Raw genomic sequence first — 23,507 nt, 5'->3', positions numbered from 1 at the left:
AAACACCCCCCCCCTCAAAAAAGGGCGGGTGTTTTTTTAACCAACCTGTTCAAGGCAGCATTAACTGTAGTACAGGATTTCAATAATTGATAAGGACAGGATGAAAAATGGCACTAGAAAAATTTGCAGATGAACTGCCGATTATCGAAACACTCCAGCCGCAGAAGAAATCAGACGGCAGCACGTATTATGAAGTCACCATGAAGGAATGCTTTCACAAGCTGCACCGCGATCTCCCGCCCACCCGGCTGTGGGGGTATAACGGTTTATTTCCCGGCCCGACGATCGAGGTGAACAAAGATGAGAACGTCTATATTAAATGGATGAATGACCTTCCGGATAAGCATTTTCTGCCTGTGGATCATACCATTCACCATTCAGAAAGCGGCCATCAGGAACCCGATGTCAAAACCGTCGTCCATTTACACGGAGGAGCAACCCCGCCGGACAGCGACGGCTACCCGGAAGCCTGGTTCACAAAGGATTTTAAGGAAACGGGTCCTTATTTTGAGAAAGAGGTATACCATTATCCAAACAAACAGCGCGGGGCTCTGTTATGGTATCACGATCACGCCATGGCGATTACGAGGCTCAATGTGTACGCCGGGCTTGCCGGGATGTATATCATTCGCGAGAGAAAAGAAAAGCAGCTGAAGCTTCCCTCCGGAGAGTACGACGTACCGCTTATGATTTTGGACCGCACGTTAAATGACGACGGTTCCTTGTCTTATCCGAGCGGACCTGCTACCCCTTCCGAAACGCTGCCCGACCCTTCCATCGTCCCGTTTTTTTGCGGAAATACCATTCTCGTCAATGGTAAAGCGTGGCCGTATATGGAAGTTGAACCGCGGACATATCGTTTCCGCATCCTTAATGCCTCCAATACAAGAACATTTTCTCTCTCGCTCAATAACGGCGGCAAGTTTATCCAAATCGGTTCTGACGGCGGACTGCTTCCCCGCTCTGTCAAAACACAATCTATCAGCTTAGCCCCGGCAGAGCGGTATGATGTGCTCATCGATTTCTCCGCCTTTGACGGAGAACATATCATTTTAACGAACGGCACCGGCTGCGGGGGCGACGTCGATCCGGATACAGACGCCAATGTGATGCAATTCCGCGTCACAAAACCGCTGAAGGGAGAAGACACAAGCCGGAAGCCTAAATATCTTTCAACAATGCCTAATGTAACATCAAAGAGAATACACAATATCAGGACGCTTAAACTCACAAATACGCAAGACAAATACGGCCGGCCCGTTTTGACGCTGAATAACAAGCGATGGCATGATCCTGTGACAGAAGCGCCGAAGCTCGGCACAACGGAAATCTGGTCGATTATCAATCCGATGGGGGGAACCCATCCGATACACCTGCATCTTGTTTCCTTCCAAATCCTTGACCGGCGTCCTTTTGACTTAGAGCGTTATAACAAATTCGGCGACATTGTGTATACAGGGCCAGCCGTCCCGCCTCCTCCAAGTGAAAAAGGCTGGAAAGATACCGTGCAGGCGCACTCGGGAGAGGTCATCAGAATCGCGGCGACCTTCGCTCCTTACAGCGGACGCTACGTATGGCACTGTCATATTTTAGAACACGAAGATTACGACATGATGAGACCGATGGACGTCACGGATAAGCAGTAAACAAATATCACCCCTTTTAGAGAAGGGGCTTTTTTATTTATCCAAAAAGAAAAAATAAGAAGACACTTATTTGCATATACTGTAATAACAGGAAGACGATGCACCCTCATTGGAAATCTGGATAGAAAAAGGAATTAGGAGATTAGGGAAAAGTATGAGACAATGAAGGAGTGCACGAAAATTCATAAGGGAAGAAGTGACTTTATGTCTTACTACAACAAACGTAATCAGGAACCGCTGCCTAAAGAAGATGTCAGTACGTGGGAATGCACAAAAGAGGACTGTATCGGCTGGAGCAGAAAGAATTTTGCCGGCAGTGATACCCCGACTTGCCCCCTTTGCGGCAGTAAAATGATCGACGGCGTCCGTTCGTTGGTAAATCTCCAAAACAATAATCAAACGGCATCAAGTTAGACCTCCCTTTTACGAGTCTCAACATAGAGAAGGCCTCCATGTCTCATGAGAGGCCTTTGCGTTATCATGCCCTTTTATGATGTAAAGGAGCAATGAACATGAAAAACGATCGGCAGCAGAAAGATCTGAAGGAAATGGCAAAACGGCGGAAAATGAACCTTGCCGCCAGTCATTCATCGAAACGCTTCATTTTGCCGTTCCGATTCTCCGTTTTTTCAAATGGCTCGCCTCAGCCGCAGCCAGCTTTGTTCATTAAAAAACACCCAGCGGGCGCTGAGTGTTTTTTTCATGATTGGATGACGGAAAAACTGTTGATAATGCCGTTGTCATTTTCCCAGACTTTTTCGCATTTTTTCGTATCCAAATGATAAGCATAAATGGTCCGGACCTTCGCATTCCGCCCCGTTTCATCCTTCAGACGCTTAGCGCCTTTTGCTTCCGCCATGAAATAAATAATGCTGCCGTCTTTAGAAAACTGAGGCTGGGCATCAATCAGCGGAGTGAAGTCCTTCCCGTTTGAGATAATCGTTTCATCTTTTTTCGACTTGACATTCATCAGACGGATGGACGCTTTTTGTTCCGTCCCTTTTTGTGTATAAGATGTAAAGACAAGGTTCTTTCCGTCCGGTGACACCGCCACGTCGCTGATAAACTGTTCAAGGTTTGTCAGATCCTGAAGGTGTTCTCCCGCTCCTGCTGCAAACCGGATATTCGTCGGTTCAGGGTCAATCCCCTTCTCATTTGCCTCATCCGTTTTTTGATAATCCTCTTTCACGGAATAATGCAGAAGCGCAAAATCGTTTTGGCTGCGGTTATAAAAGAAGCTGCTCACACTGTCGTCTTTCTCATCGGCGGCGGGATACAGATTTTCGTAACGTTTCGTTTTCAAATCAAAAGATGCGAGACGGAAAATATCTTCATCCGCTTTTCCGAGACGGAAATAAATGTGCGTCAGATCCTTTGATAAAAACAGACTGTCAGCGCTTGCCGTTCCTTTATAAAGCACCGTCTTCTTTTTCGTCTTCAGATCAAGCTTATACAGACGCATCTCATTTTGGTCATTATTCCCGACAAAATAGAGCACCTGATGGGCGTCATCCAGCGCAAACGCCGGATATGCCGAAAGCTTTTCCTCGTACAGCACGCGGCCGTCTTCGTAATATTTCGTCATCAGATCTTTGTCTGTAATGGAAACAAGCAGCTTGTCATGGCCGCCGGAGACAACGGCTTTCCCGCCGCCGTCGCTTTTTCCTTTAATCAGTAAAACGGCCGCGATGACCGCCGCCGCCAAAACGGCGGCCAGCAACATCCAGATCCATCGTTTCTTCTTCATTATCAATCTCTCCGTCAATCAGAAAAAGCAAGAATCAGTGTCCTTGCTTTTTAAGATGGTCTATTTTAATAGCTGTAGTGTCCGGATACTCTTCCTTTGCTTAATGGATATCCGAGCGCTTTGAACGCTTTCGGGCTGACATCCAATACGGCATTCGGCATACGGCCTACATCATTTTTGTATACGGTAATAACCTTTTTCGGTTTTGCTTTCGCATAAGCTCTGATTTTCGTTCCGTTTCTCGGAACGTCAAATCCTAATTTTGTCGCGCAATCCCAGTGTCCCAGTTTTTTACCGGAAGATCCTTTTTTACCGACTCCATTATACCATGTAATATTTCCGTTCACTTTTTTAGCACTTGCATCAGAAGAGTAACTGATCGCTCCCAGCGTGCTTCCTGCTAAAATCAATAAGGCTAAGAATAACTTCTTCAAGCTTTCGTCCTCCTGATTCTTTATTCTAGGCAAAATTATACACCAAGAAGACGATTATAATATTTCAATCACTTTACATGTTCATTACAACGTGATGAGACGTGCACATAACGACGGCACAATTTCCTGTTCTATATAATTCCATGGTAAATTATACTACAAAATTTAATTCATTAGCGTTATAATATTCATAGAGTATTTCTGCATTCAATATGGACTTTTTATAAGGCCTATTGATAGTTGCATAATATGATATATTTTGAGAAATCAGGCTTTAGGAAGCAGGCACTTTATTCCTTTTAACCGTGGTTCATATTGATCATGTACCTATACTCGTTTCAATCAGACTAGGAGTGATAATCAATGAAAGCGGCAAGATGGCACAATCAAAAAGACATTCGAATCGAAAACATTGATGAACCTAAAGCAGAACCGGGTAAAGTCAAAATTAAAGTCAAATGGTGCGGGATTTGCGGAAGCGACCTTCATGAATATTTGGGAGGCCCGATCTTTATTCCGGTCGGCAAACCTCATCCGTTAACAAACGAAATGGCTCCCGTCACGATGGGTCACGAATTCTCAGGAGAAGTCGTGGAAGTGGGCGAAGGCGTCAAAAATTACAGCGTCGGCGACCGTGTCGTCGTGGAACCGATTTTTGCCACACACGGACACCAGGGAGCCTATAACCTTGATGAACAAATGGGATTCTTAGGCTTAGCCGGAGGCGGCGGCGGATTTTCTGAATATGTATCCGTTGACGAAGAATTGCTGTTTAAGCTTCCTGAAGAGCTTTCTTACGAACAGGGCGCGCTTGTTGAGCCGTCAGCGGTAGCGCTTTACGCCGTCCGCCAAAGCAAATTGAAAGCGGGCGACAAGGCGGCAGTTTTTGGCTGCGGACCGATCGGGCTGCTTGTGATTGAAGCCCTGAAAGCGGCCGGCGCCACAGATATTTACGCGGTTGAACTTTCACCGGAACGTCAGGAAAAAGCGAAAGAACTCGGCGCTATCATCATTGATCCGTCAAAAACGGACGATGTCGTTGAAGAAATCGCTAAACGCACAAACGGCGGCGTTGATGTTTCTTATGAAGTAACAGGCGTTCCTGTCGTTCTCCGCCAGGCGATCCAGTCAACAAACATTGCCGGTGAAACGGTTATCGTCAGCATCTGGGAAAAAGGAGCGGAAATTCATCCGAACGATATCGTCATCAAAGAACGGACCGTAAAAGGCATTATCGGATACCGTGACATCTTCCCTTCCGTTCTTGCACTGATGAAAGAGGGCTACTTCTCAGCAGATAAGCTCGTCACGAAAAAAATCGTGCTCGACGATCTGATTGAAGAAGGCTTCGGCGCTTTAATCAAAGAGAAAAACCAAGTGAAAATCTTAGTCAAACCGAACTAAACCGTTCAGCTGAATATCAGACACATCCGAAAAAGAGCCGTTCCGGCTCTTTTTTTCATCTCTTCGTCTTTCCTTCCTTTTCCTTTTAAAAATGATCCCCTCTGCGCAAACTATTTTTCACCCTGTCCCGTCTATCCTTAGGCAGCAGCCTATGATACGTATTTTTAAAAAAGGAGCCCTTTGAAGCAATGAAGAACGAAACAGCCAAAGCGTCGCTTGTGACGTGCATAACTGAGCGCAAGGAAGACTTTTACCGGCTTGCGTACAGTTACGTAAAGAACAAGGATGACGCGTTAGATATTGTTCAGGAATCAATTCAAAAAGCGCTGACATCGGTCGAATCCGTCAAAAACCCCGATGTGATCAAAAGCTGGTTTTATAAAATTTTAGTGCGCACGGCCATTGATTTTCTCCGCAAACAGAAAAAACTGAAAGTGATGGACGATGAAACGATTGAGTTTTTAAGCCGCGGAAAGGAAGATCACTACAAAGACACGGACCTTCACGAAGCGCTTGATGACCTGCCGCATCAATATAAAACCATTATCATTCTGCGTTTCTTTGAAGACCTGAAATTAGAAGAAATCGCGGACATCACGGGGGAAAACATCAACACCGTCAAAACACGCCTTTACAGGGGGCTGAAGCTCATGCGCATTCAGCTGACAAAGGAGGATCTTTCTTAATGGAAAAGAGATTAGAACAATTAAGAGAAGAGTATAAAAGTGTGCCCATTCCTAAGGAACTGGACAGCATTGTCGAAAAAGCCCTTCAGCAGAAACCGAAGAAAAAACGAATCGTGATGTGGCCGACATCCGCGGCAGTCGCTGCGGCCGTCTTATTTACCGCCGTTGTCAATATCAATCCGGATGCCGCACAAGCCATGTCTAAAATCCCCGTCATCGGCAAAGTCGTCCAAGCCATCACATTCACGGAGATGAAGGAAGAAAAGAACCAATCAAGCATTGATGTGAAAACGCCCGCTCTGTCCGGCCTTTCCGATCATAAACTCGAAGACAGCATCAACCGGCATTATATGAAAGAAAGCAAAGAGCTGTATCAGGAATTTATGAAGGCGACCTCAAAAAGCAAAAAAGGCCACCTCAGTATTTACAGCGATTATGAAACCGTTACTGACACAGCGGATTTGATCTCAATCCGCCGTGATATCGAAAAAACGCAAGCTTCATCCTATACGCAAAGCCGTTACATCACGATTGATAAAAAGAATGAGGCCGTGCTTACATTAAAGAGTTTATTTAAAGATGACCGTTATATTAAAGTCATCAGCCAAAATATTAAAGAACAAATGAAAAAACAGATGAAAGAAGATCCGAATAAAATATACTGGGTCGAAGATGATGATATGACGGAGCCTTTTAAAGCCATCCGCGCCGACCAGAATTTTTATATTACAGATAAGCACAAACTTGTTATTTCATTTGATGAATACGAAGCGGCACCCGGATATATGGGCGTTACAGAGTTTACAATACCGACCTCCGTCATCTCCAAGCTGCTTGTCGGAGACCGCTACATCAGATAAAGAAAGAAAAAAATCCATGATATCCGCAGATCATGGATTTTTTCTTTCGTCCCGCAACAGCCAAGATGCATAAGGGACCCTTTTCATATAACAGACGCCGGACGGGGGCTGAAAAGTTTAAGAAAATCACAGCATTTCATTCATTTTTTCTGAAACAAAATCCCCTTCCGAATGCGTCTAATTAACGGAACAAATGGAAGACTGTACAGAAATCTGCCATAGCCATCCGCAAAACAGCGAGAATTTCCGCACACATTATTGGAGGAATACCATGTCAGACAAGTCACTGCATCACCGCTATATTCCCGGACTGGATGGACTTCGCGCCTTTGCCGTCCTCGCAGTTATCGCATATCATCTGAATTTCAACTGGGCCGACGGCGGTTTCATTGGTGTTGATATCTTTTTTGTTTTATCGGGGTATTTAATTACATCTATTATATTGCCTGCCCAAGGCAATGCCATTACCCTTGATTTTCGTGATTTTTGGGTGCGCCGGATCAGGCGGCTTCTGCCGGCGGCTTATCTCATGATTATCACGACGGTCATTTGGGTCGTATTGTTTAACAGCGAGCTCCTGCATACCGTACGCGGGGATGCGGTCTCCTCACTTTTTTACATAAGCAATTGGTGGTTTATCTTTCATCAACTTTCTTATTTCGACAGCTTCGGCTCCCCTTCGCCATTAAAAAACCTTTGGTCGCTGGCGATTGAAGAACAGTTTTATATCATATGGCCGTTCCTGCTGCTTGCGGGAATGTACATATGTAAAACACGGGCCCGGCTTGCGGCCGCGGTCATGTTCCTCGCGTTATGTTCTGCAGTCGTAATGAGTATGATGTATGTGCCCGGCGGAGATCCGAGCCGCGTTTATTACGGGACGGATACCCGCTCATTTGAATTGCTGATCGGCTGCGCTTTAGCTTTAGTGTGGCCGATGAAACGATTATCTTCCAAACGGCTGCCGAGCAGCATGAAACACCTGCTTCACGGGACGGAGCTTGCCGCTTTTGCCGCGCTGCTGCTTTGCGTCTTTTACACGGATGAATATGAACCCTTCCTGTACAAGGGCGGCATGCTTTTGATCAGCATCACCGCAGCGGTTCTTGTCGCATGTTTATGCCATCCGAGCAGCTTTTTGGGACATGTCCTTTCATGGAAGCCGCTTCGCTGGATCGGAACGAGATCATACGGAATCTACCTTTGGCATTACCCGGTTATCGTGCTGAGCACACCCGTACAGGAAATCGGAAATCCGGTTTATTGGCACTGCGCCGTCAGAATCGGCGCCACTTTCATTCTTGCCGAGCTGTCTTACCATTTCATTGAACAGCCGATCCGCACTGCGGGCTTCCGGCCATTTTTACGCCGCGTGTTTCTGAACCGCTTTCTGGAATGGAAGACGTCCTCTGTCATCAGCCGAATGTCGCTCGGCCTTATTCTTGCCGCCATTCTCGTATTTGCGGGCGGGCTGTCAGGGATAGCCGAAGAGAAAAAACAGCCGCAATGGACGTACGCGCAAAATGATCAGCAAGAAACCGCCGCCTCTTCGCACAAAACGGCCGATCACGATCAGCCTGCAAAAGAAGAAGACAGCAAGAAAAAACACGGCGGCGAAAAAACGGACACCGCGTCAGACAAAAACAAGAAAGAACCAGCAGACAAATCAAATACAAAGAAAAACGAAGAGAAAAAGGAACGGTCATCTCAAAAAGCGGCTGATTCAAAACAAACACAGCCTCAGCAAGACGTGCTGGCCATCGGTGACTCGGTGATGCTGGACATTGCGTCATACCTGCGGCAGTCCCTCCCTCATGTCACCATCGACGGAAAGGTAGGAAGACAAGTCTCTCAAGCACTCCAGCTCACTTCGGAATATGCGTCATTTAATCAGCCGGACAAAGCGGTCATCATCGAGTTAGGGACGAACGGCTATTTCACAAACAGCCAAATTGAATCACTGATCAGCTCCTTTTCAAAAGCCGATATCTATCTTGTCAACACACGTGTGCCGCGGCAGTGGGAAAGCAAAGTAAACGAATCATTGCGCCGGCAGGCCGAGTCACGGAAAAATGTGACGCTTGTCGATTGGCACGCAAAAGCATTGCAGCACCCTGAATACTTCACACCGGACGGCGTCCATCTCATACCTGAGGGATCAAAAGCGCTGACATCCCTCATCGTTCAAACAATGAAATCATGACAAAAAAAGAGGCCCAAAAAAGGCCTCTTTTTCGTATATCGTCACGCAAGCTTCTGTCCGCAATTCGGACAAAAATTCGCGCCTTCCGTTTTCGTTCCGCAGTTCGGACAGAATTTCGGCTTAGCCGCTCCTTCCGAGCCGTTTGCCGGTGCCGTCCCCTGATTCTGCTGACTTTGATCTTGCTGCGGCTGGTTCTGCTGATTTTGGTTCATTTGGTTCATCATTTGATTTGCCACATTCATTCCCATCATCATGCCCGCCATGTCTGAGGCGGCGCCGCTTCCGTTCATTTTGCCGGATGACATTCCGTCCGTCATGGAAATCTGCTGATAGCGGTTCACATCGCCCACCATACCGTAAGAGGCATTTTTCGTAATCATATCCTGAACTTCCTGCGGATAGTTAAAGCTCATAATATTGAAGCCCGTAATCGACATGCCGTCTCCGATCAGCTGCATATCAAGATCTTCTTGAATCCCTTTTCCGATTTCAAAGGAATTCGACTGCAGATTGAACATGTCTTTTCCTTCTCTGGTGATCCATTTCATCAAAAGCTGATCGAGAATAGACGTAATCCGGATTTTAATGTCCTCCACTAAATAGCTGTCTTTGACACCCGCAATCTTATCAATCAATCCGATGTAGTCAATGACCTTGAAGTTAAATGTGCCGTTTGCGCGGATCGGCATACCGCCCGGCATACCTGCCGCCGGAATGTTGATGGCGTTTTTTGTGCCCCATTTCACGGTGAACTCCTTCGTATTCACAAACAGCACTTCAGCCCGCATGCCGCTGTTAAAGCCAAACTTAAACCCTTTTAGTGTAGATAGAAACGGAATGATTTCTGATTCGATATCATAATCGCCGTCATCACGGAAAATCCCTTCAATTTTCCCGTTGTATAAAAAGATGGCATCCTGTCCCGGCCGGATGATCAGACGGCTGCCTTTTTTAATTTCACGGTTGTTCCATTTATAGAAAACCATGTCGTCTCTGAATTCTTCCCATTCCACCACATTTGCTAACTGATTTCTGAAAAAACCCATGTATGCTCAAATCCTTTACATATAATTTAAAAACTACCCTTGCTTCCGCTGTAACTCGTGCCGCCCCTCGTGACTCCGCCGTCATTGTCATTATCTTTATCAGGCTTTTTTTCTCTTGTAACGTCGGTTCGGATATATGTGTCGTGCTGGCTCAGCACTTCAGACGTATCGTGATCCATATACGTGCTGCCGGTGACGGTGACCTTGCCGCCGGAATTGTACACCATCACAGTGACGGCGATTCCGGCCGCGGCTGCGGCAATAATGAGCTGAAACCACCATGTGAGCAGCAGATTGTCAGACTTGTCGTCCGGGCTTTTCCCCATATCTTTATAAGCCAACTTGATGTAGGTCTGAAACGCCTTTTCATAATGGCCTGCGGAAATATCTGACGAGATCGTATTTCTGATCGTATTCAGCCGGCTGTTATTCAAATACGTCTCCGCCTTTTTATATCCGGAGATAAATACTTCCCGATTTTTCATATCAATGGTCAAAATCGCCGTGCTTCCGCTAAAATGACTGTCATAAAAATCACCGGCGTACTGCTCGATATCCTTACCGCCCGTTCCATTTGCGGTCAGAATGATAAAATCGGTATGGCGCTTTGCCCCGAGCTTCCCGGCCAATTCCTCAAGTTTCTTCGTTTCATCCTTCGTTAATAAATGAGCATTGTCATAAACATGCTTCTGTTCCGCGGCAGACGCCGATGTATGTAAACCAAAAGACAGCATCAGAAAAAGGACGAAGCAGAAGAGACACGCTTTTTTCATCGATACTTTCATCAAAAACCGCCTCCTATCATAAGTGAGACGAGTCTTAATGCTAAAAACGCACCGGCGGTTATGCCGCCGAACCACGCGGCCACTTTTCCGGCACTGATCGGCGGTTTGCCGACAACCTTGCCCGTCTGCCCGTTCATCGCAAAAATGTGTTCAGCCCGCTCATAGTCGTAGCTGACCATCCAGACCGGAAGCAGTACGTAAAAGCTGCTGATTTTATCGGTCTGAATCTGCTCATCCGTAATGTCAGCCTTCGTATATCCGGAGAAGGTGGATCTGATATAAGAATCAATATAATGGCTGATTTTATCCTTCGCCCGCGGAAAGAGATCGTCATCGGTATAATTGTACTTTTCCGCTATATATCCCGCTAAATAGGCCGTATTAAACTCCTTCAGCTCACTGTATGAGTAAGGCTCCAATTTGTCCATTAATTCATCACTCATTTTTTCTGAAGCGTCGACCGGAATTTTGAGATAATCAAGATTGATATCGCGGTACGCGTTGTAATACTCGGTCTCCGTCACCCGGTATTCTCCATCATCATAGTGATGCACTCTCGTACAAACGGCATTGACCTGAACCTTGCTGTTTAAGTCAAACATCCAAAACGGCACGTACATGCCCGTTATGCTCTTCACCCGATCGGCAGACATAAATCCTTTCGGTGTCAGACGGCCGTTTCGGCACCACTTTTTAAAAGCGTTCATGGCTTCTTCTTTACTGATCGTAAAAGGAATCACCATCGAAGGCGCGAGATTTCCCGATAATCGGTCGGCGAGAACGGCGGCTCCTCCGCAAAACCCGCACGTCGTGGCCGTCGTTTCCGCCTCAGTCATTAATACCGCGCCGCAATTCTCACATCGGTACTCGTTCGCCTCATTTTCGGAAAATCTCGTCGTTATATACTCTTTTGGCAGGCTCTCAATCTGATCCTGCCGCCCGCAGCTGTGACATGTCAGCATGCCGGATGAACTGTCAAAGACCATATCATCGCCGCAGTTCGGGCATTTATAAGAAATGATCATTCTGTTTCTCTCACTTTCTCTTTATATCGGACAAAACTGCAGCCCGCTGTCTATTGATCTTTACTGAAAAGCATTTTCTGCTTGAGCGCCGCCAATTCATCATCGACACTGCTTTGATTGCTGTCATATTTAGCCGTCAGATCGTCAATATCGTCTTTCGGAGACGCGTTCAGCTCAGCCATCGCATTGGCATGATCAAGCGCTTGGTTGACCTTGTCTTCCATTCTGCCGAAAGCTGTCATCGATTGGCCCGCATTTGACACAGAGGACCCCAATTTGTTCATTCTCTCCTGCGTCTTTGCCACAGACCACTTCGCTTTGATGGCATTTCGGCGCGACTCAAGCTCTCCGATATCAGCGACAAGCTTGTCATGCATTTTGCGCATTTGAGACGCGTTGGAAGAAGCGAGCTGATAAGCCGTCTGCAGCTCAGTCAGTCTTGATTCAACAGCCGCTTTCCTTTCCAAAAATGTCCGCGCATCGGCTTCATTGCCGGCCTGCAACGCTTTCATCGCATAACTTTCCATCTTTTTGGCATCAGCCTGGCATTCTGTTAACGCTCTTTTCGCCCGCTGTTCCTCAGCCATGACAGAAGCCGTCTCCGCTTTCACTTTTCCTAAATCATTGTTCAGATTCCGCAAATATTGATCAACCATTTTTTCAGGGTTTTCAGCTTTATCCAGCAGCGCATTGATATTGCTTGACATGATGTCTTTAAATCTTCCTAAAATACTCATTTTTCATTTTCCTCCCAAAATTAAATAGTAACAAGTTCATAGTTATATATACTGTTTTTTTCAAAAAAAGTTTCATTTTCTCATGAATTTATGTATTTTATATGAAAATAGTCTCATTCAACCCATTTGTACCGGCGGAAATTTTTCACGACCAGATACAGTGAGAACAAAAAATAAATAAAAAGCCCGATCATCAACCCGCTCACTAACGGATAATGCTTCGCCGCATACACAAAGAAATCCAGCTGCGAAATCTGTTCCGGACTTGTAATCGTATCCGTCCCATTCAAAAGCTTTGAGAATTTAGCCGTATAATTCCAATCAAACGAATCAGAAACAAGCTCACTCCCCTGATACCAATTGACAGCGGCGAGACAAAGAAAACAAAAAACAGAAAACGCGCATTGCACAATAAGAAAAACATGTTTCATGAAAAACATTCCTCCGCGGTTCAATATCACAGGCCGTCACACTATACATGACGGCAGCAGCAGAAACTTGGTTTTACTCAGAACTGATAAAAAAGTTATTGTATGTACTTCACAGCGGTTCAATTTACTGGATGCCTTTCTAAAGTATACCGTATATCGAAAAGGGTTTCAGACCTAAATAAAAGAGGATGCTTCCCGAAGTCCGATGACTTTCAAGAAGCATCCTCGATATTTTACAGTGATACTTCAACCTCTTTTAAACTCGGCAAAGCATCGATCGCACCGATTTTGGTGCACACGAGCGCCCCCACCTTATTGGCAAATGAGACAATATCACGCAGCTTCGCAAAATCTTCGGCTGCTGTCTGAATCTCATCGGTGCGTGCCAGCTGATACAGCGCCGCGCCGACAAACGCATCTCCCGCTCCCGTTGAGTCTATTGATGTCACCGGAATGCTCGGAATGATGTCAATATCCTTCCCATTTGAAAGAAGGGTCCCGCTTTTCCCGAGTGTCACCGCCACAATATCGGCCCCGAGCTCATGAAGAACCGCAACACCTTCTTTATGATCCTTCGCACCGCTGATGATCTCAAGCTCTTCGTCACTGACTTTCACAAAATCACTTACGGCAACGGCTTTTTTTGCGGTGTTTATAAACTCTGAAACTCTTCCTTTCCATAAATCCTCACGGTAGTTAGGATCGAAGGAAATAAACTGTCCATTGTCTTTCGCAATCGACATCAGCCGTAAATAGGCTGAGCAAAACGGATCAGATAACAATGCCGTCGCTGATCCGAAATGAAGGATTTTGGCATCGTTTACCTTTTCCAGATCAATATCATCCAGCGTAAACAAAGCGTCCGCTCCTCTGTTAAACACAAAGTCGCGCTCCCCGTTTTGTTTTAATGAAACAAACGCAAGCGTTGTAGACGCTTTCTCATCTATGACGAGCATAGAGGTATCGACATGTACGGCGTCCAATGTCTGCTTCAGAAAATACCCGAACGGATCTTTGCCTGTTTTTCCGCTGAAAGCCGCGTCTCCGCCCAGCTTAGCAATCGCTGCCGACACATTCGCCGGTGCGCCGCCGGCACTTTTTAAGAAATTGCGCCCTTCCGTCAAATCAACATCCACATCGGTACAAAAGAAATCAATTAACAATTCTCCAATACAAATAACAGATTGGCTTCCCACATTATCACACTCATTTATCAATTCTCGATTATAGTTTCAGTATAGTGCTTTCTGTCATAAATACAACCGTTTACATAGAATATTTTAAATTTTACGTATACTTATCTGGCAGCCCTTTGCTCCAGATCAGACATCATCTGCTGATATTTTTTTTCAGTTAAAGGATAAAAAGAAATAAGAATAATAGACAGCAGAATGAACAATCCCGGAATGAGCGCATTCATATTTTTAATCGCATTCAATGACGAGACCGTCTGATCGGTATTCGCGGCATATCCGGCGATTCCGAGATAAACGGCCGAAAATGACCCGGCTAACGCAACTCCGAGCTTATTGATGAAACTCATGCTCGAAATCACCACGCCATCAGCCCGGACTCCGGTTTTCCATTCCGCATAATCGACACAATCGGCAACCATTCCCCAAGCAAGCGTATTTAAAGGCGTCGTAAAAAATCCCGAAACGAAAAGCCAAAAGAAAATAAGCGGCAGCGAAGAATACGATGTAAACTGAAGGCCCGCATAAGAAATCAGCGATAGCGCCGCCGTGATGATCATAACCTGCTTCCGGCCCCGCTTCTCAGAAAAGAAAGGAATAAACAGATTGCTGATCAGCGCTGCGCCGAAAAACAACACGGTTCCTAAAAACACAAATTCCTTATGGCTGACGTTATACGTAAAATAGTACACCATCGTGCTGAGCTTAATGTTAAACCCAATCGCAAACGCCAAAAATGCAGAAACCAAAATGAGCAAAGGCTTGTTTCGGAACAAAACAGACAACGTCTTTTTCATTCCTTGTTTTTTTCTTTTTTCAGGCTGAATCCGTTCCCGCACAGTAAAGAAACTGAACAGATTCAATGCGATGCTCACCGCCGCATAGATAAGCGCCGTCATTTGGAATCCAAACGCCTGATCTTTCCCGCCGATGGCGTCCGCAAGCGGTGTCGCACAGGAAATCGATAACAGAATTCCGATATAAACCAAAATCATCCGGGTCGTCGTCAGAACCGTCCGTTCCTCCACGGAATTCGTCATCCGCCCCGTTAAGCTGTTGACCGGAATCGTCTGCATGCTGAAGGACATCCCAAGCAGAATATAAGTGATATACGCATAAACCATGTTCCCCGTCTCGCCGAAATGGGGGGTCGTGAAGCATAAGAACGTAAATAGCGCAAAAGGAAACGCCACCCACAAAAGATACGGCCTTGCCTTTCCCCATCTTGTATTCGTCTTGTCTAAAATCGCGCCCATAATCGGGTCAAAAATAGCGTCCAGCACCCTTACGATAAGAAACAAAGCTGCAATGACCGCAGGCTTAATGCCGCCGACGTCTGTATAGTAGAATAATAAGTATGCGTTTACAAACTGAAAGATAATATTGTACGACATATCGCCGAATCCGTAGCCGATCCGTTCCATCCAGGACAGGCCGCGATATTTCGTCTTTACTGCCGCTGCTTTTTCTGTTTCAATCATCATTTCCCACCCCAAGAATCCGTTTTCATTTTTGATAAGCAAGAGGGAGAATGCAAAGATCCTCCCCGTTCACTCAGCGATTTGGATACACCATCACTTTTAAGCATTCATTTTTGTATTGAAAGGCCCGTTCCATCGCCTCTTGCGTCTGCTCCAGCGGATATTGGTCCGTTATAAGGTGCTTCGTGTCCACTATGCCGGAAGCGAGAAATTCAATTCCATTCGGATACGTATTCGCATAACGGAAGATTCCGTATATATCAATCTCGTTATCTGCAATAAACGGCACATTGAGCGGAATCTCATTCTGAGAAGGCAAACCGACAATCGCCAGTTTTCCGCCCCGGCGCACGGAAGCCAGTGCGGATTGCAATGCCGCCGGATTCCCCGCTGTTTCCCAGGCAGCATCAACGCCTCTGCCATTCGTGATCGTTGTGATTTCTTCACCGGCATCCTGTTCCCGGACATTAATGACATGCGTCGCGCCCATTTTTTTCGCGGCATCTAACCGCAGCGGCTCCAAGTCGGTCACAATGATTGTGCCTGCCCCGTATGCTTTCGCTGCCGCAACAGCCATTAATCCTACAGGCCCCATTCCCATAATCGCAATTGTTGATCCGGGCTGAAGCTTTGTTCTCGCGGCCGCATGAATGCCGACAGAAAACGGTTCGATCAAAGCCGCATCTTCATAGGATAGTGAATCCGGAATCGAGAAAACAAAGTCCTGACGCATTTTGATATATTGGACAAACGCGCCGTCAACCGGCGGTGTCGCCAAAAACTGTACATCCGGGCAAAGATTATAACGCCCCTCCTTGCACGCCTCACAGCGTCCGCATGTGACACCGGGTTCGACGGCGACACGGTCTCCCACCTTGAATTGATCGACAGACGATCCGACGGCGGCAATTTCCCCCGCGCATTCATGACCGAGGATAAATGGTTTTTCCACTACATAATTGCCTATTCTGCCATTTGTATAGTAATGCAGATCAGATCCGCAAATTCCGACAGCCATCACCTTTATCAATACTTCATCATGATTGATCTCAGGCACGGGCAATGTTTCGATTTTGATTTCTCTCGTGTTGTGCATAACCGCCGCTTTCATGTTTTGAGGCACTGTGTGAGTCATTTGGCAAAATCCTTTCTCTGCTTTGAAATGTAAGTGCATACATTTTTGTTTTCTCTATTACTGCCCCTATTTTATCTGCTTTTCAAGACGTACAACAGCCTTTCCTGCTGTATAAAAGGACAGCCGCACTGTACTTTTTATTTTTTCATATACAAAAAACACTGAATTGATAAAATAGTACTAATAGGAGGTGCAGGCTAATGGCTGAACTTGAAAACCGGACACAATTTGCAGAACTGCTGGCACCTGCCGTCAAATCGCTGAAACATCATCCTGATTTCAAAATTAAAAGGACAAAGAACGTAAAATCCAGACAGTCTTATATAGAGCAAATCGCACTCCGAATAGGCGTTTCCTCTAACACGATCAAAAGCTGGATCGGACAGATGGGCGCAAACTACATTCCCGGACGAATTGACGACGGAAAGCTGTTCGGGATGATCTGGATTATTATAGAAAAGACTGACATGGATCCTGAATGGCTGACCGGCCTTCTGGAAACCACCACCATTCCCGTCATCAAACCCGCATTGCCCGTTTGGACGGCGTCTTGTCTAAAAAAAGCAAAAATACTCCGGAAAGACGGATCATTCGGAGCGCCGAGTGATGAAGATGTTGAAAAAGCAGTAAAGCGGCTGTTTCATGACAGACAAAGCCACGAAACGAATGCGCTTACAAGAAAGTCCGTCACGCATAACCTACCATCACGCCGGACGGGGAACTTTATCGGACGCGGCTTTGATATGGAAGCGATCCGACAATGGATGCTGTCTCCGTCACCGGTCTGTTTAATCACAGGCTGGGCCGGCATGGGAAAAACAACGATCGCTCTTGAAGCAGCCTACCTTTGTGCCGGCGATTCACCAGATTGGCCGGCATTCAACAGCATCATCTGGATCAGCGCTGACTGGAAAGGATTGAGCTTCAGCGATTTTTTAAACACGATCGCCTATCAGCTCGGACGCACCGAACAAATCGACAAATCAATCAACGAAAAACGGTTCGTCGTCCGCAATGCATTAGCCGCTCATTCAAATGAAACACCGGTATTGCTGATCGTTGACAGCATTGATACAGCGGAACGTGACATTCACGAATTTATCATCGGCCTTCCGCAAGGCGTAAAAGTCCTCCTTACGGCACGGGAAAACGTAAAACAGACATACCGGGACGGCCTCGGGGAACTGGCGGCCATCCAGCTGAGCGGCCTTGAACAAACGGATGCCCTTGAATTTTTCCATCAAGAAGTGCACCGCTGTCTGCAAACATGCAACCTCCCGCATAAACGGGAAAAGCTGGAGCAGCTGTTGCAGCTATCACCTAACCTTAAGAATGAATTCGTCTCGGCAGCTGCCGGCAACCCGAAGGCCATGGCACTGAGCATTGCATACATGTCAGACGACGACATCCCCGCTCCCCAGCTCATACAAGAGCTTAAACAAGCGGGTTACTCATTATTGGAATTGTTTGAGGTTCTCTTTGGCCGCACATGGGACAGATGTCATGAAGACACACGAAAACTATGGCAGACGCTTTGCTTTTTCTCTAAGCCCCCTGACGAAAAAAGCTTGGCTCAAGCGGCCGGATTAGACGCCCGCCGTTTTCATTACGCGATTGAGCAAATGAGGTCATTTGCTTTAATACAGCCGGAACGAAGCGAAGGAAGAATTCAATACGCAGCCCATCAAACCGTTGTCGCTTACGGAGAACAGCACTTATCCGAAAATCATGATTTTGCAAAAGAAGCCCGATGCCGCTGGGCGCATTATTATATGGATTATGCGGAAACCCATATAAAACGGGAACAGCCGAATTCCATCTATTGGAGCTATCTGCTGGGACGGAATTTAGAGCTAATGAAAAAGGAATGGCCGAACATCCTAAAGGTCATCGAATGGTCGAGCGAAACCGGACAACATGACATCCTGATCAAACTCATCACCCGCATCAGCCATTTTCTAAGCAGAATCAACCTGCCCTTACGAATCGAATACGGCCGTAAAGCCGCCGACGCCGCCCATCAATTAGGCAAACACACGCTAGAAGCGTTCTTCCGAATCGACACAGCAGGCTGGGCACTCATGGAAGTCAATGATTTAGACGGGGCACTTCAACAAATTGAAGACGGACTGAAGATTCTGGAACAATCAGACACTGAAGAGCAAGACGTTCACGATCTAAAGGTATGGGGACTCGCACTGCAATCGAGGCTGTTTTTAAAAGCCGGAAGTCATGAAAAAGCAGAAGTGATTTTAATCGATATCAAAGATCAACCGATTTCCCCTGCGATTCAGCACAGAGTTCTATTGGTTCGCGGAGATCTGAGCTTTGTGAAAGGTCATAATGAAGAAGCCATTCAATTATACGAAGCGGCAAATGAGATCAGCTCCATGTATGGGGGCGAAAAAACGATAGAAGCCTATTTCAATTTGGGTATAGCTTACGTGAAGTGTGATCTGTTTGAGAAAGCGGAAGAAGCTTTTGAGCAGATGCTTTATGACAAACATAACGCGAATCAGGTTGAGTTGATTTATTATTATTACGGGATGGCACTCCTGCTGTTCCGTAAAGGCGAGCATACGAAAGCGATGGAATTTAATCAGAAGGCAATTCTTTTGATTGATTCGTGGGAGCCTGCGATTGGGATTCGAGGAGAGGTGGAACAATTGGGTAAGGCGCTTGAAGGAAATGGACGGGCTTGAGGCTTTACTTGAGATGAAACAACGATGGCCTGATATGAAGATTGTGCTCATGACAACGTTTGAGGATACCTTGCAGGCGTCAACTGCATTGGAGAACGGGGCGGAAGGCTACATGCTGAAGTCGATTCATCCGCGGGAGATGAAGGAAGCCTTGAAACTTATTTATAACGGTGGAACCTGGATCGACCAATCGGTCGCTACGCGAGTTTTCGAAGAGATAAAGCGTCAACGCGAGCAGTTGGAGAAGATCGGCTCAAGTAAGGACAGCTACCCGTACGGGCTTACGAAACGAGAAATGGAGATTCTGGAGCATCTGTCAAACGGCCTGCGCTACAAGTCAATCGCCGCAAAGCTATTTTTATCGGAGGAAACGGTCCGCAATTACTGCTCGAAGCTCGACGTCAACAACCGTGAAGAAGCAATAAAAATGGCGCGAACGGAGAATATTGTGTAGGAGCAGGAGAACTTTTTCGATATTTCTCTTGTTTTTTTCAAATGCTTCTTCCCCATAATAATCAAATCGTTTATCAACCTTAACAAGCTAAAGTCACATAATAGTAGTTTGAACCATTATAGAAATTTAAACTGTTTTTCAACAAAAAAAGTGCATTAGTCCTTCTTGGATCAACACACTAGTTAAATTTATAAGCTCCTTATATGTTTTTTTATTTTTAACACGTTTCTTATTAAACCCTTTTTATATGTATCTTAGTCAGAATGTTTAATAGATTAACTACAGGAATGCTATCCTGCCCCGATAGTTCATTACGGAAGTCCAAAATCAAGTATTGATATCGCATCTTTTTTATAAACATCGTGACTTTATTTCAAAGCTACAAAAAGCCCTCCAGTTAATTTGGAGGGCTTAGCATGCGTTTTTTCCATAATCATATACTAAGTCTTTCTGAATTGATTAAACATAGAAGAAACTCATTCAAAATGGAGGAATGGAGAAATAACAGCTGTTATGTTTATGGAAATGTTAGAAGAAAAGTAGCATCTCTCCTATAGGAAATGCTATTTTTCCTCCTATTGTAAGAATGATGGTACTCCCCTTAAATATTTGCTATGATTCATGTTTGGATGAATCCTTACTTCTGCTTAATAGGCAAAGCATGATAACCAAAAGCCAAATCGAGTAAGGCACTCGCTTCTTGACGTAGTAACAGATCCTTCGGACGGAAGGTAAAGGATCCGTCGGCGTGGATGGTAGTATCAGGGTCTACGATTCCTTGTGAGGCAAGTGCTTGAATGGCTTGGACCCCCCAGTCATCCGCAGCATCAAGCAATTTTACTTTAATAGCTTTGTCAGGCTGAATCGGTTTCATGTCATGAATTTGCTTTAAGTTTTGAATCATGGTTGCTGCGACCTGTCGGGTAATCGGAGTAGCACGGTCATACCCTGGAATTCCTTTCATAATTTTTTCCCTTGCCTCCTTGGAGTCGTCTGGAAAACCGTTCCATCCATAAGCAAGTAACAACGTATCCGCAAACTCTCCTTGTGTCATGATGTCCATCGGATTGAATAGATTACCTGTTTTAGCACCCATAATATTTAGAGCATGAAGATTATCAATGTGACTTCTATAGTTACTCTTTTGTGGAACGTCATCAAAAGGTGGTTTGTTGTTAATTCTCTGGGCATCTGCTACAAAATCAAGGCTTTTAGGAGAGTTGTAGTGAAAATATGCGATTTCTCCAGCTGAATTCTTTTTGAAAGCAACTTTGTTGCCTTTCGAATCTTCAAATAACAACGGATGAATCATTTTGAGAACTTGTTTTCCAGTTGTTCCACCCTCCATGACCAAATTCCCATTTTCATAAGTAAAATGAGTGCGAATTGCAGCGAAACGCGTATTTTGGAATAAGCCCAAGTATTTATGAGCTTCTTTTTCCTCTAACGGGAGATAACTTGTTTTTACTTCATTCTTCTTAGCAGGGAAATAGTGATCCATGAGAGTTTCATATATGTCTATACTCATCATTGAATCATTATTGTAAGACATGAAGAATGCTGTTTTTTGTTCAGGCACTAAAATCAGCATTGATTGATGTCCCGGCATGCTTCCCCCTTTTATTACAACGTGTTGACCGTTAGCAAATTCATTAAAAGGCGTTTCAAATCCAATTGTTGCAACAGGAATCGTCTTATCTGCGAAAACTTGGTAGTCATGCATCATATCCATGCTTCTTTTACTTACGATTTCTTTACCTCCAAACTTTCCATTCTGTAGCTGCATAATCATGTACTTTGACATGTCTTCTCCAGTGGACAAAATGCTTCCTTGTGGTGCATCTGTTAGACCATGCCCACTTGTTGGAATAGGATCGCCAGTGGGACCGTAATGTGTAGCCATTCTCTTGAGAAGATCAGGCGTAAAACGTACACTTGTAGACTTCATGCCTAATGGTTTGAAAATATTCTTTTCCATATATCGTGAGAAAGATGAGCCCGTAACATTCTCCACTGCATATCCTGCGAGTGCAAATGCGAAGTTGTCATACGTATAAGCTTCACCGGGCGGCCGTACCACCGTCGGCATATGTTTAGAGAAAAACTCCTTCATCGGGATATCTTGATTAACGTATTCTGGTCCGGTTATTGTAGTGATATCGGGAAAATCCACGCCGCTGGTATAGGTCAGCATATCAAACAGGGTGAGGGGTTTTCCTGTTTTATTGGGTATTTTCAATCCACCGAGATATTGTTGTACATCTTGATCTAGTTTAAGCTTTCCTTTATCGACTTGTTGCATCACGGCCAAGGCAGTAAAAGTTTTCGAGACTGAAGCAATTTGGAAGACCGTTTCCTTATTGACGGGAATCTTCTTTTCTTTATCTGCATAACCGTACCCTTTATTGATGACGACCTTTCCATCATGGACGACGACAAAACTTGAACCGTTTACATTGTACTCCTTCATTTTTTCCTCAAATAACGGATCAGCAAAAGATTCTATTTCTTTTGCATTATTGGGAGCTTTCGTCATTTGGACATCGGGCGTGGATGTCGATGGTTTTGATTCTCCAACTTCTGATGATTGTGGGGAACATGCAGAAATCATGCTAGTAGAAGTGAGAAGAATTGCGAGACTGAGTGTATTGATTGCTTTTTTCATTTTCGGACTCTCCTTTGTTTGACTGAAATTTTCTTGTCAGCACAACGAGTAGTCAGCTCGTCAGTGTATAAACCGAGTGTAGCAATCGGAAAGTCATAGTAGCTAGTGACCTTTCGTCATCTTCATGCATGACATAAAAAATAGAGCGTAGTACGGATAGTTTTATAGTCATGACCTATAAATCATGACACTTTGACACTACCGTATGTGACAGGCGAAAAGTTAGAATCGAAGAGCGGCTCATAACGTATTAGTAAAGAAAAAGGAGGAGAAACTCTAATGTCGAAAGAAGCAGCTCAAAAAAGTTTGCAAGATTTCTACTTTTTTTTGTTTACCTTCGGATCTGGATTGTTTTACTTTTGCTTCTATTTGGCCAGCATTACATTTGCACTCGTGATGACAGTTATCTTCGTAGGTATTCCCTTGTTAGCGAGTGTGTTGCGGACAACTCACACGTTTGTCCAGTATGAACGTATTCAGACGAAGGTTTATACGGATATATCGATAGAGCCAATCCTACCAAGGACAAAAAGTGGAGGGGATAAATGGATTGAAGCGAAAGAAGCAATTCTTAATAGTAACAATTGGAGGGCTATTTTTTGGCTCATGCAGAAGTTTCTTATTGGGGTAATTAGCCTCTTATGTGCCGTTATATTGTATGTAGCTCCGCTTGTATTTATCGTTACACCGTTACTTTTTCAATATCTTGATGTATATTTATTAGGAATAACTGTGAATTCATGGAAGGAATCTATATGTGTCATGATCGCTGGGGGTATTCTCTCCTGGATACGTACTTGTATTGGAAACAGTTTAGTTCAAATGATTGGAAAGTACACGATTTCCATGTTCAAAGCTATTAAGGGGTGATAA

19 protein-coding genes and 2 pseudogenes are annotated in these 23,507 nt (G+C 45.1%); 10 read left to right on the top strand and 11 right to left on the bottom strand.

Annotated features, from left to right (window positions below; translation table 11 throughout):
- Positions 1-107 precede the first annotated feature (107 nt).
- Both cotA and ACWHAR_RS17160 read left to right on the top strand, forming a co-directional pair.
- Positions 108-1,646 (top strand): outer spore coat copper-dependent laccase CotA, encoded by a 1,539-nt coding sequence (gene cotA, locus ACWHAR_RS17165; RefSeq protein WP_032872561.1) that lies wholly within the window; start codon positions 108-110, stop codon positions 1,644-1,646.
- A 204-nt stretch (positions 1,647-1,850) separates the two neighbouring features.
- Positions 1,851-2,060, top strand: coding sequence for a cold-shock protein (locus tag ACWHAR_RS17160; protein ID WP_007408879.1), 210 nt, complete (start codon positions 1,851-1,853; stop codon positions 2,058-2,060).
- A gap of 286 nt (positions 2,061-2,346) precedes the next feature.
- On the opposite strand, the gene ACWHAR_RS17155 is transcribed toward ACWHAR_RS17160, so the two are convergent.
- Positions 2,347-3,393: a TolB family protein gene (locus ACWHAR_RS17155; RefSeq protein ID WP_032872563.1), complete on the bottom strand. Its 1,047-nt coding sequence runs from the start codon at positions 3,391-3,393 to the stop codon at positions 2,347-2,349.
- A gap of 65 nt (positions 3,394-3,458) precedes the next feature.
- Positions 3,459-3,827 (bottom strand): septal ring lytic transglycosylase RlpA family protein, encoded by a 369-nt coding sequence (locus ACWHAR_RS17150; protein ID WP_014417081.1) that lies wholly within the window; start codon positions 3,825-3,827, stop codon positions 3,459-3,461.
- A gap of 363 nt (positions 3,828-4,190) precedes the next feature.
- On the opposite strand from ACWHAR_RS17150, the gene ACWHAR_RS17145 reads away from it, so the two are divergent.
- From ACWHAR_RS17145 to ACWHAR_RS17130, 4 genes are all read left to right on the top strand, one after another.
- Positions 4,191-5,231, top strand: coding sequence for a 2,3-butanediol dehydrogenase (locus tag ACWHAR_RS17145; RefSeq protein ID WP_007408876.1), 1,041 nt, complete (start codon positions 4,191-4,193; stop codon positions 5,229-5,231).
- 188 nt (positions 5,232-5,419) lie between these two features.
- Positions 5,420-5,917, top strand: a complete 498-nt coding sequence (locus tag ACWHAR_RS17140) for an RNA polymerase sigma factor (RefSeq protein WP_003155802.1) — start codon at positions 5,420-5,422, stop codon at positions 5,915-5,917.
- Positions 5,917-6,777 carry an anti-sigma-V factor RsiV gene (gene rsiV / locus ACWHAR_RS17135; RefSeq protein ID WP_007609813.1) on the top strand — a complete coding sequence of 287 codons (861 nt, stop codon included), beginning with the start codon at positions 5,917-5,919 and terminating at the stop codon, positions 6,775-6,777. Before ACWHAR_RS17140 ends, rsiV begins: the two co-directional genes overlap by 1 nt.
- Positions 6,778-7,048: 271 nt before the next feature.
- Positions 7,049-8,980 (top strand): acyltransferase family protein, encoded by a 1,932-nt coding sequence (locus ACWHAR_RS17130; RefSeq protein ID WP_032872565.1) that lies wholly within the window; start codon positions 7,049-7,051, stop codon positions 8,978-8,980.
- A 41-nt stretch (positions 8,981-9,021) separates the two neighbouring features.
- Here ACWHAR_RS17130 and ACWHAR_RS17125 read toward each other — a convergent pair whose 3' ends face one another.
- The 8 genes from ACWHAR_RS17125 to gutB all read right to left on the bottom strand — a co-directional run bounded on the left by ACWHAR_RS17125 (position 9,022) and on the right by gutB (position 16,813).
- On the bottom strand, positions 9,022-10,026 hold the full coding sequence (locus ACWHAR_RS17125; RefSeq protein WP_029973761.1) for an SPFH domain-containing protein: 1,005 nt from the start codon (positions 10,024-10,026) through the stop codon (positions 9,022-9,024).
- Between the two features lie 26 nt (positions 10,027-10,052).
- Complete coding sequence (locus ACWHAR_RS17120) at positions 10,053-10,811, bottom strand: TPM domain-containing protein (RefSeq protein ID WP_032872567.1); 759 nt, start codon at positions 10,809-10,811, stop codon at positions 10,053-10,055.
- Entirely contained in the window at positions 10,811-11,836 is a 1,026-nt protein-coding gene (locus ACWHAR_RS17115; RefSeq protein ID WP_032872569.1) for a TFIIB-type zinc ribbon-containing protein, read from the bottom strand. The genes ACWHAR_RS17120 and ACWHAR_RS17115 overlap by 1 nt, the downstream gene beginning before the upstream one ends.
- Positions 11,837-11,886: 50 nt before the next feature.
- Positions 11,887-12,573: a PspA/IM30 family protein gene (locus ACWHAR_RS17110; protein ID WP_032872571.1), complete on the bottom strand. Its 687-nt coding sequence runs from the start codon at positions 12,571-12,573 to the stop codon at positions 11,887-11,889.
- A gap of 113 nt (positions 12,574-12,686) precedes the next feature.
- Positions 12,687-13,004, bottom strand: a complete 318-nt coding sequence (locus ACWHAR_RS17105) for a YjdJ family protein (RefSeq protein WP_032872573.1) — start codon at positions 13,002-13,004, stop codon at positions 12,687-12,689.
- A 233-nt stretch (positions 13,005-13,237) separates the two neighbouring features.
- Positions 13,238-14,200, bottom strand: coding sequence for a carbohydrate kinase family protein (locus tag ACWHAR_RS17100; RefSeq protein WP_032872575.1), 963 nt, complete (start codon positions 14,198-14,200; stop codon positions 13,238-13,240).
- A 101-nt stretch (positions 14,201-14,301) separates the two neighbouring features.
- Entirely contained in the window at positions 14,302-15,678 is a 1,377-nt protein-coding gene (locus ACWHAR_RS17095; protein WP_032872604.1) for an MFS transporter, read from the bottom strand.
- Between the two features lie 73 nt (positions 15,679-15,751).
- Positions 15,752-16,813 carry a sorbitol dehydrogenase gene (gutB, locus tag ACWHAR_RS17090; protein WP_032872577.1) on the bottom strand — a complete coding sequence of 354 codons (1,062 nt, stop codon included), beginning with the start codon at positions 16,811-16,813 and terminating at the stop codon, positions 15,752-15,754.
- A 200-nt stretch (positions 16,814-17,013) separates the two neighbouring features.
- Between gutB and ACWHAR_RS17085 the strand changes: the two genes are divergently transcribed.
- From ACWHAR_RS17085 to ACWHAR_RS17075, 3 genes and pseudogenes are all read left to right on the top strand, one after another.
- The gene (locus tag ACWHAR_RS17085) at positions 17,014-19,515 is read left to right on the top strand and encodes a tetratricopeptide repeat protein (RefSeq protein WP_032872580.1); all 2,502 of its coding nucleotides are present in this window, start codon (positions 17,014-17,016) and stop codon (positions 19,513-19,515) included.
- Positions 19,490-19,969 (top strand): annotated as a pseudogene (locus ACWHAR_RS17080) (LuxR C-terminal-related transcriptional regulator); the annotation flags it as partial. The gene ACWHAR_RS17085 and the pseudogene ACWHAR_RS17080, both read left to right, overlap by 26 nt.
- A 465-nt stretch (positions 19,970-20,434) precedes the next feature.
- Positions 20,435-20,512: pseudogene (locus ACWHAR_RS17075) on the top strand (recombinase family protein); the annotation flags it as partial.
- 94 nt (positions 20,513-20,606) lie between these two features.
- On the opposite strand, the gene ACWHAR_RS17070 reads toward ACWHAR_RS17075, so the two are convergent.
- Positions 20,607-22,634, bottom strand: coding sequence for a serine hydrolase (locus ACWHAR_RS17070; RefSeq protein WP_032872584.1), 2,028 nt, complete (start codon positions 22,632-22,634; stop codon positions 20,607-20,609).
- A gap of 279 nt (positions 22,635-22,913) precedes the next feature.
- Between ACWHAR_RS17070 and ACWHAR_RS17065 the strand changes: the two genes are divergently transcribed.
- Complete coding sequence (locus ACWHAR_RS17065; RefSeq protein WP_032872586.1) at positions 22,914-23,504, top strand: sensor domain-containing protein; 591 nt, start codon at positions 22,914-22,916, stop codon at positions 23,502-23,504.
- Positions 23,505-23,507 lie beyond the last annotated feature (3 nt).

It is taken from the genome of Bacillus sp. LR--39 (genome assembly GCF_053613335.1).
The sequence above is the reverse complement of the archived record's forward strand: the minus strand, read 5'-3'. Positions and strand labels throughout refer to the sequence as shown.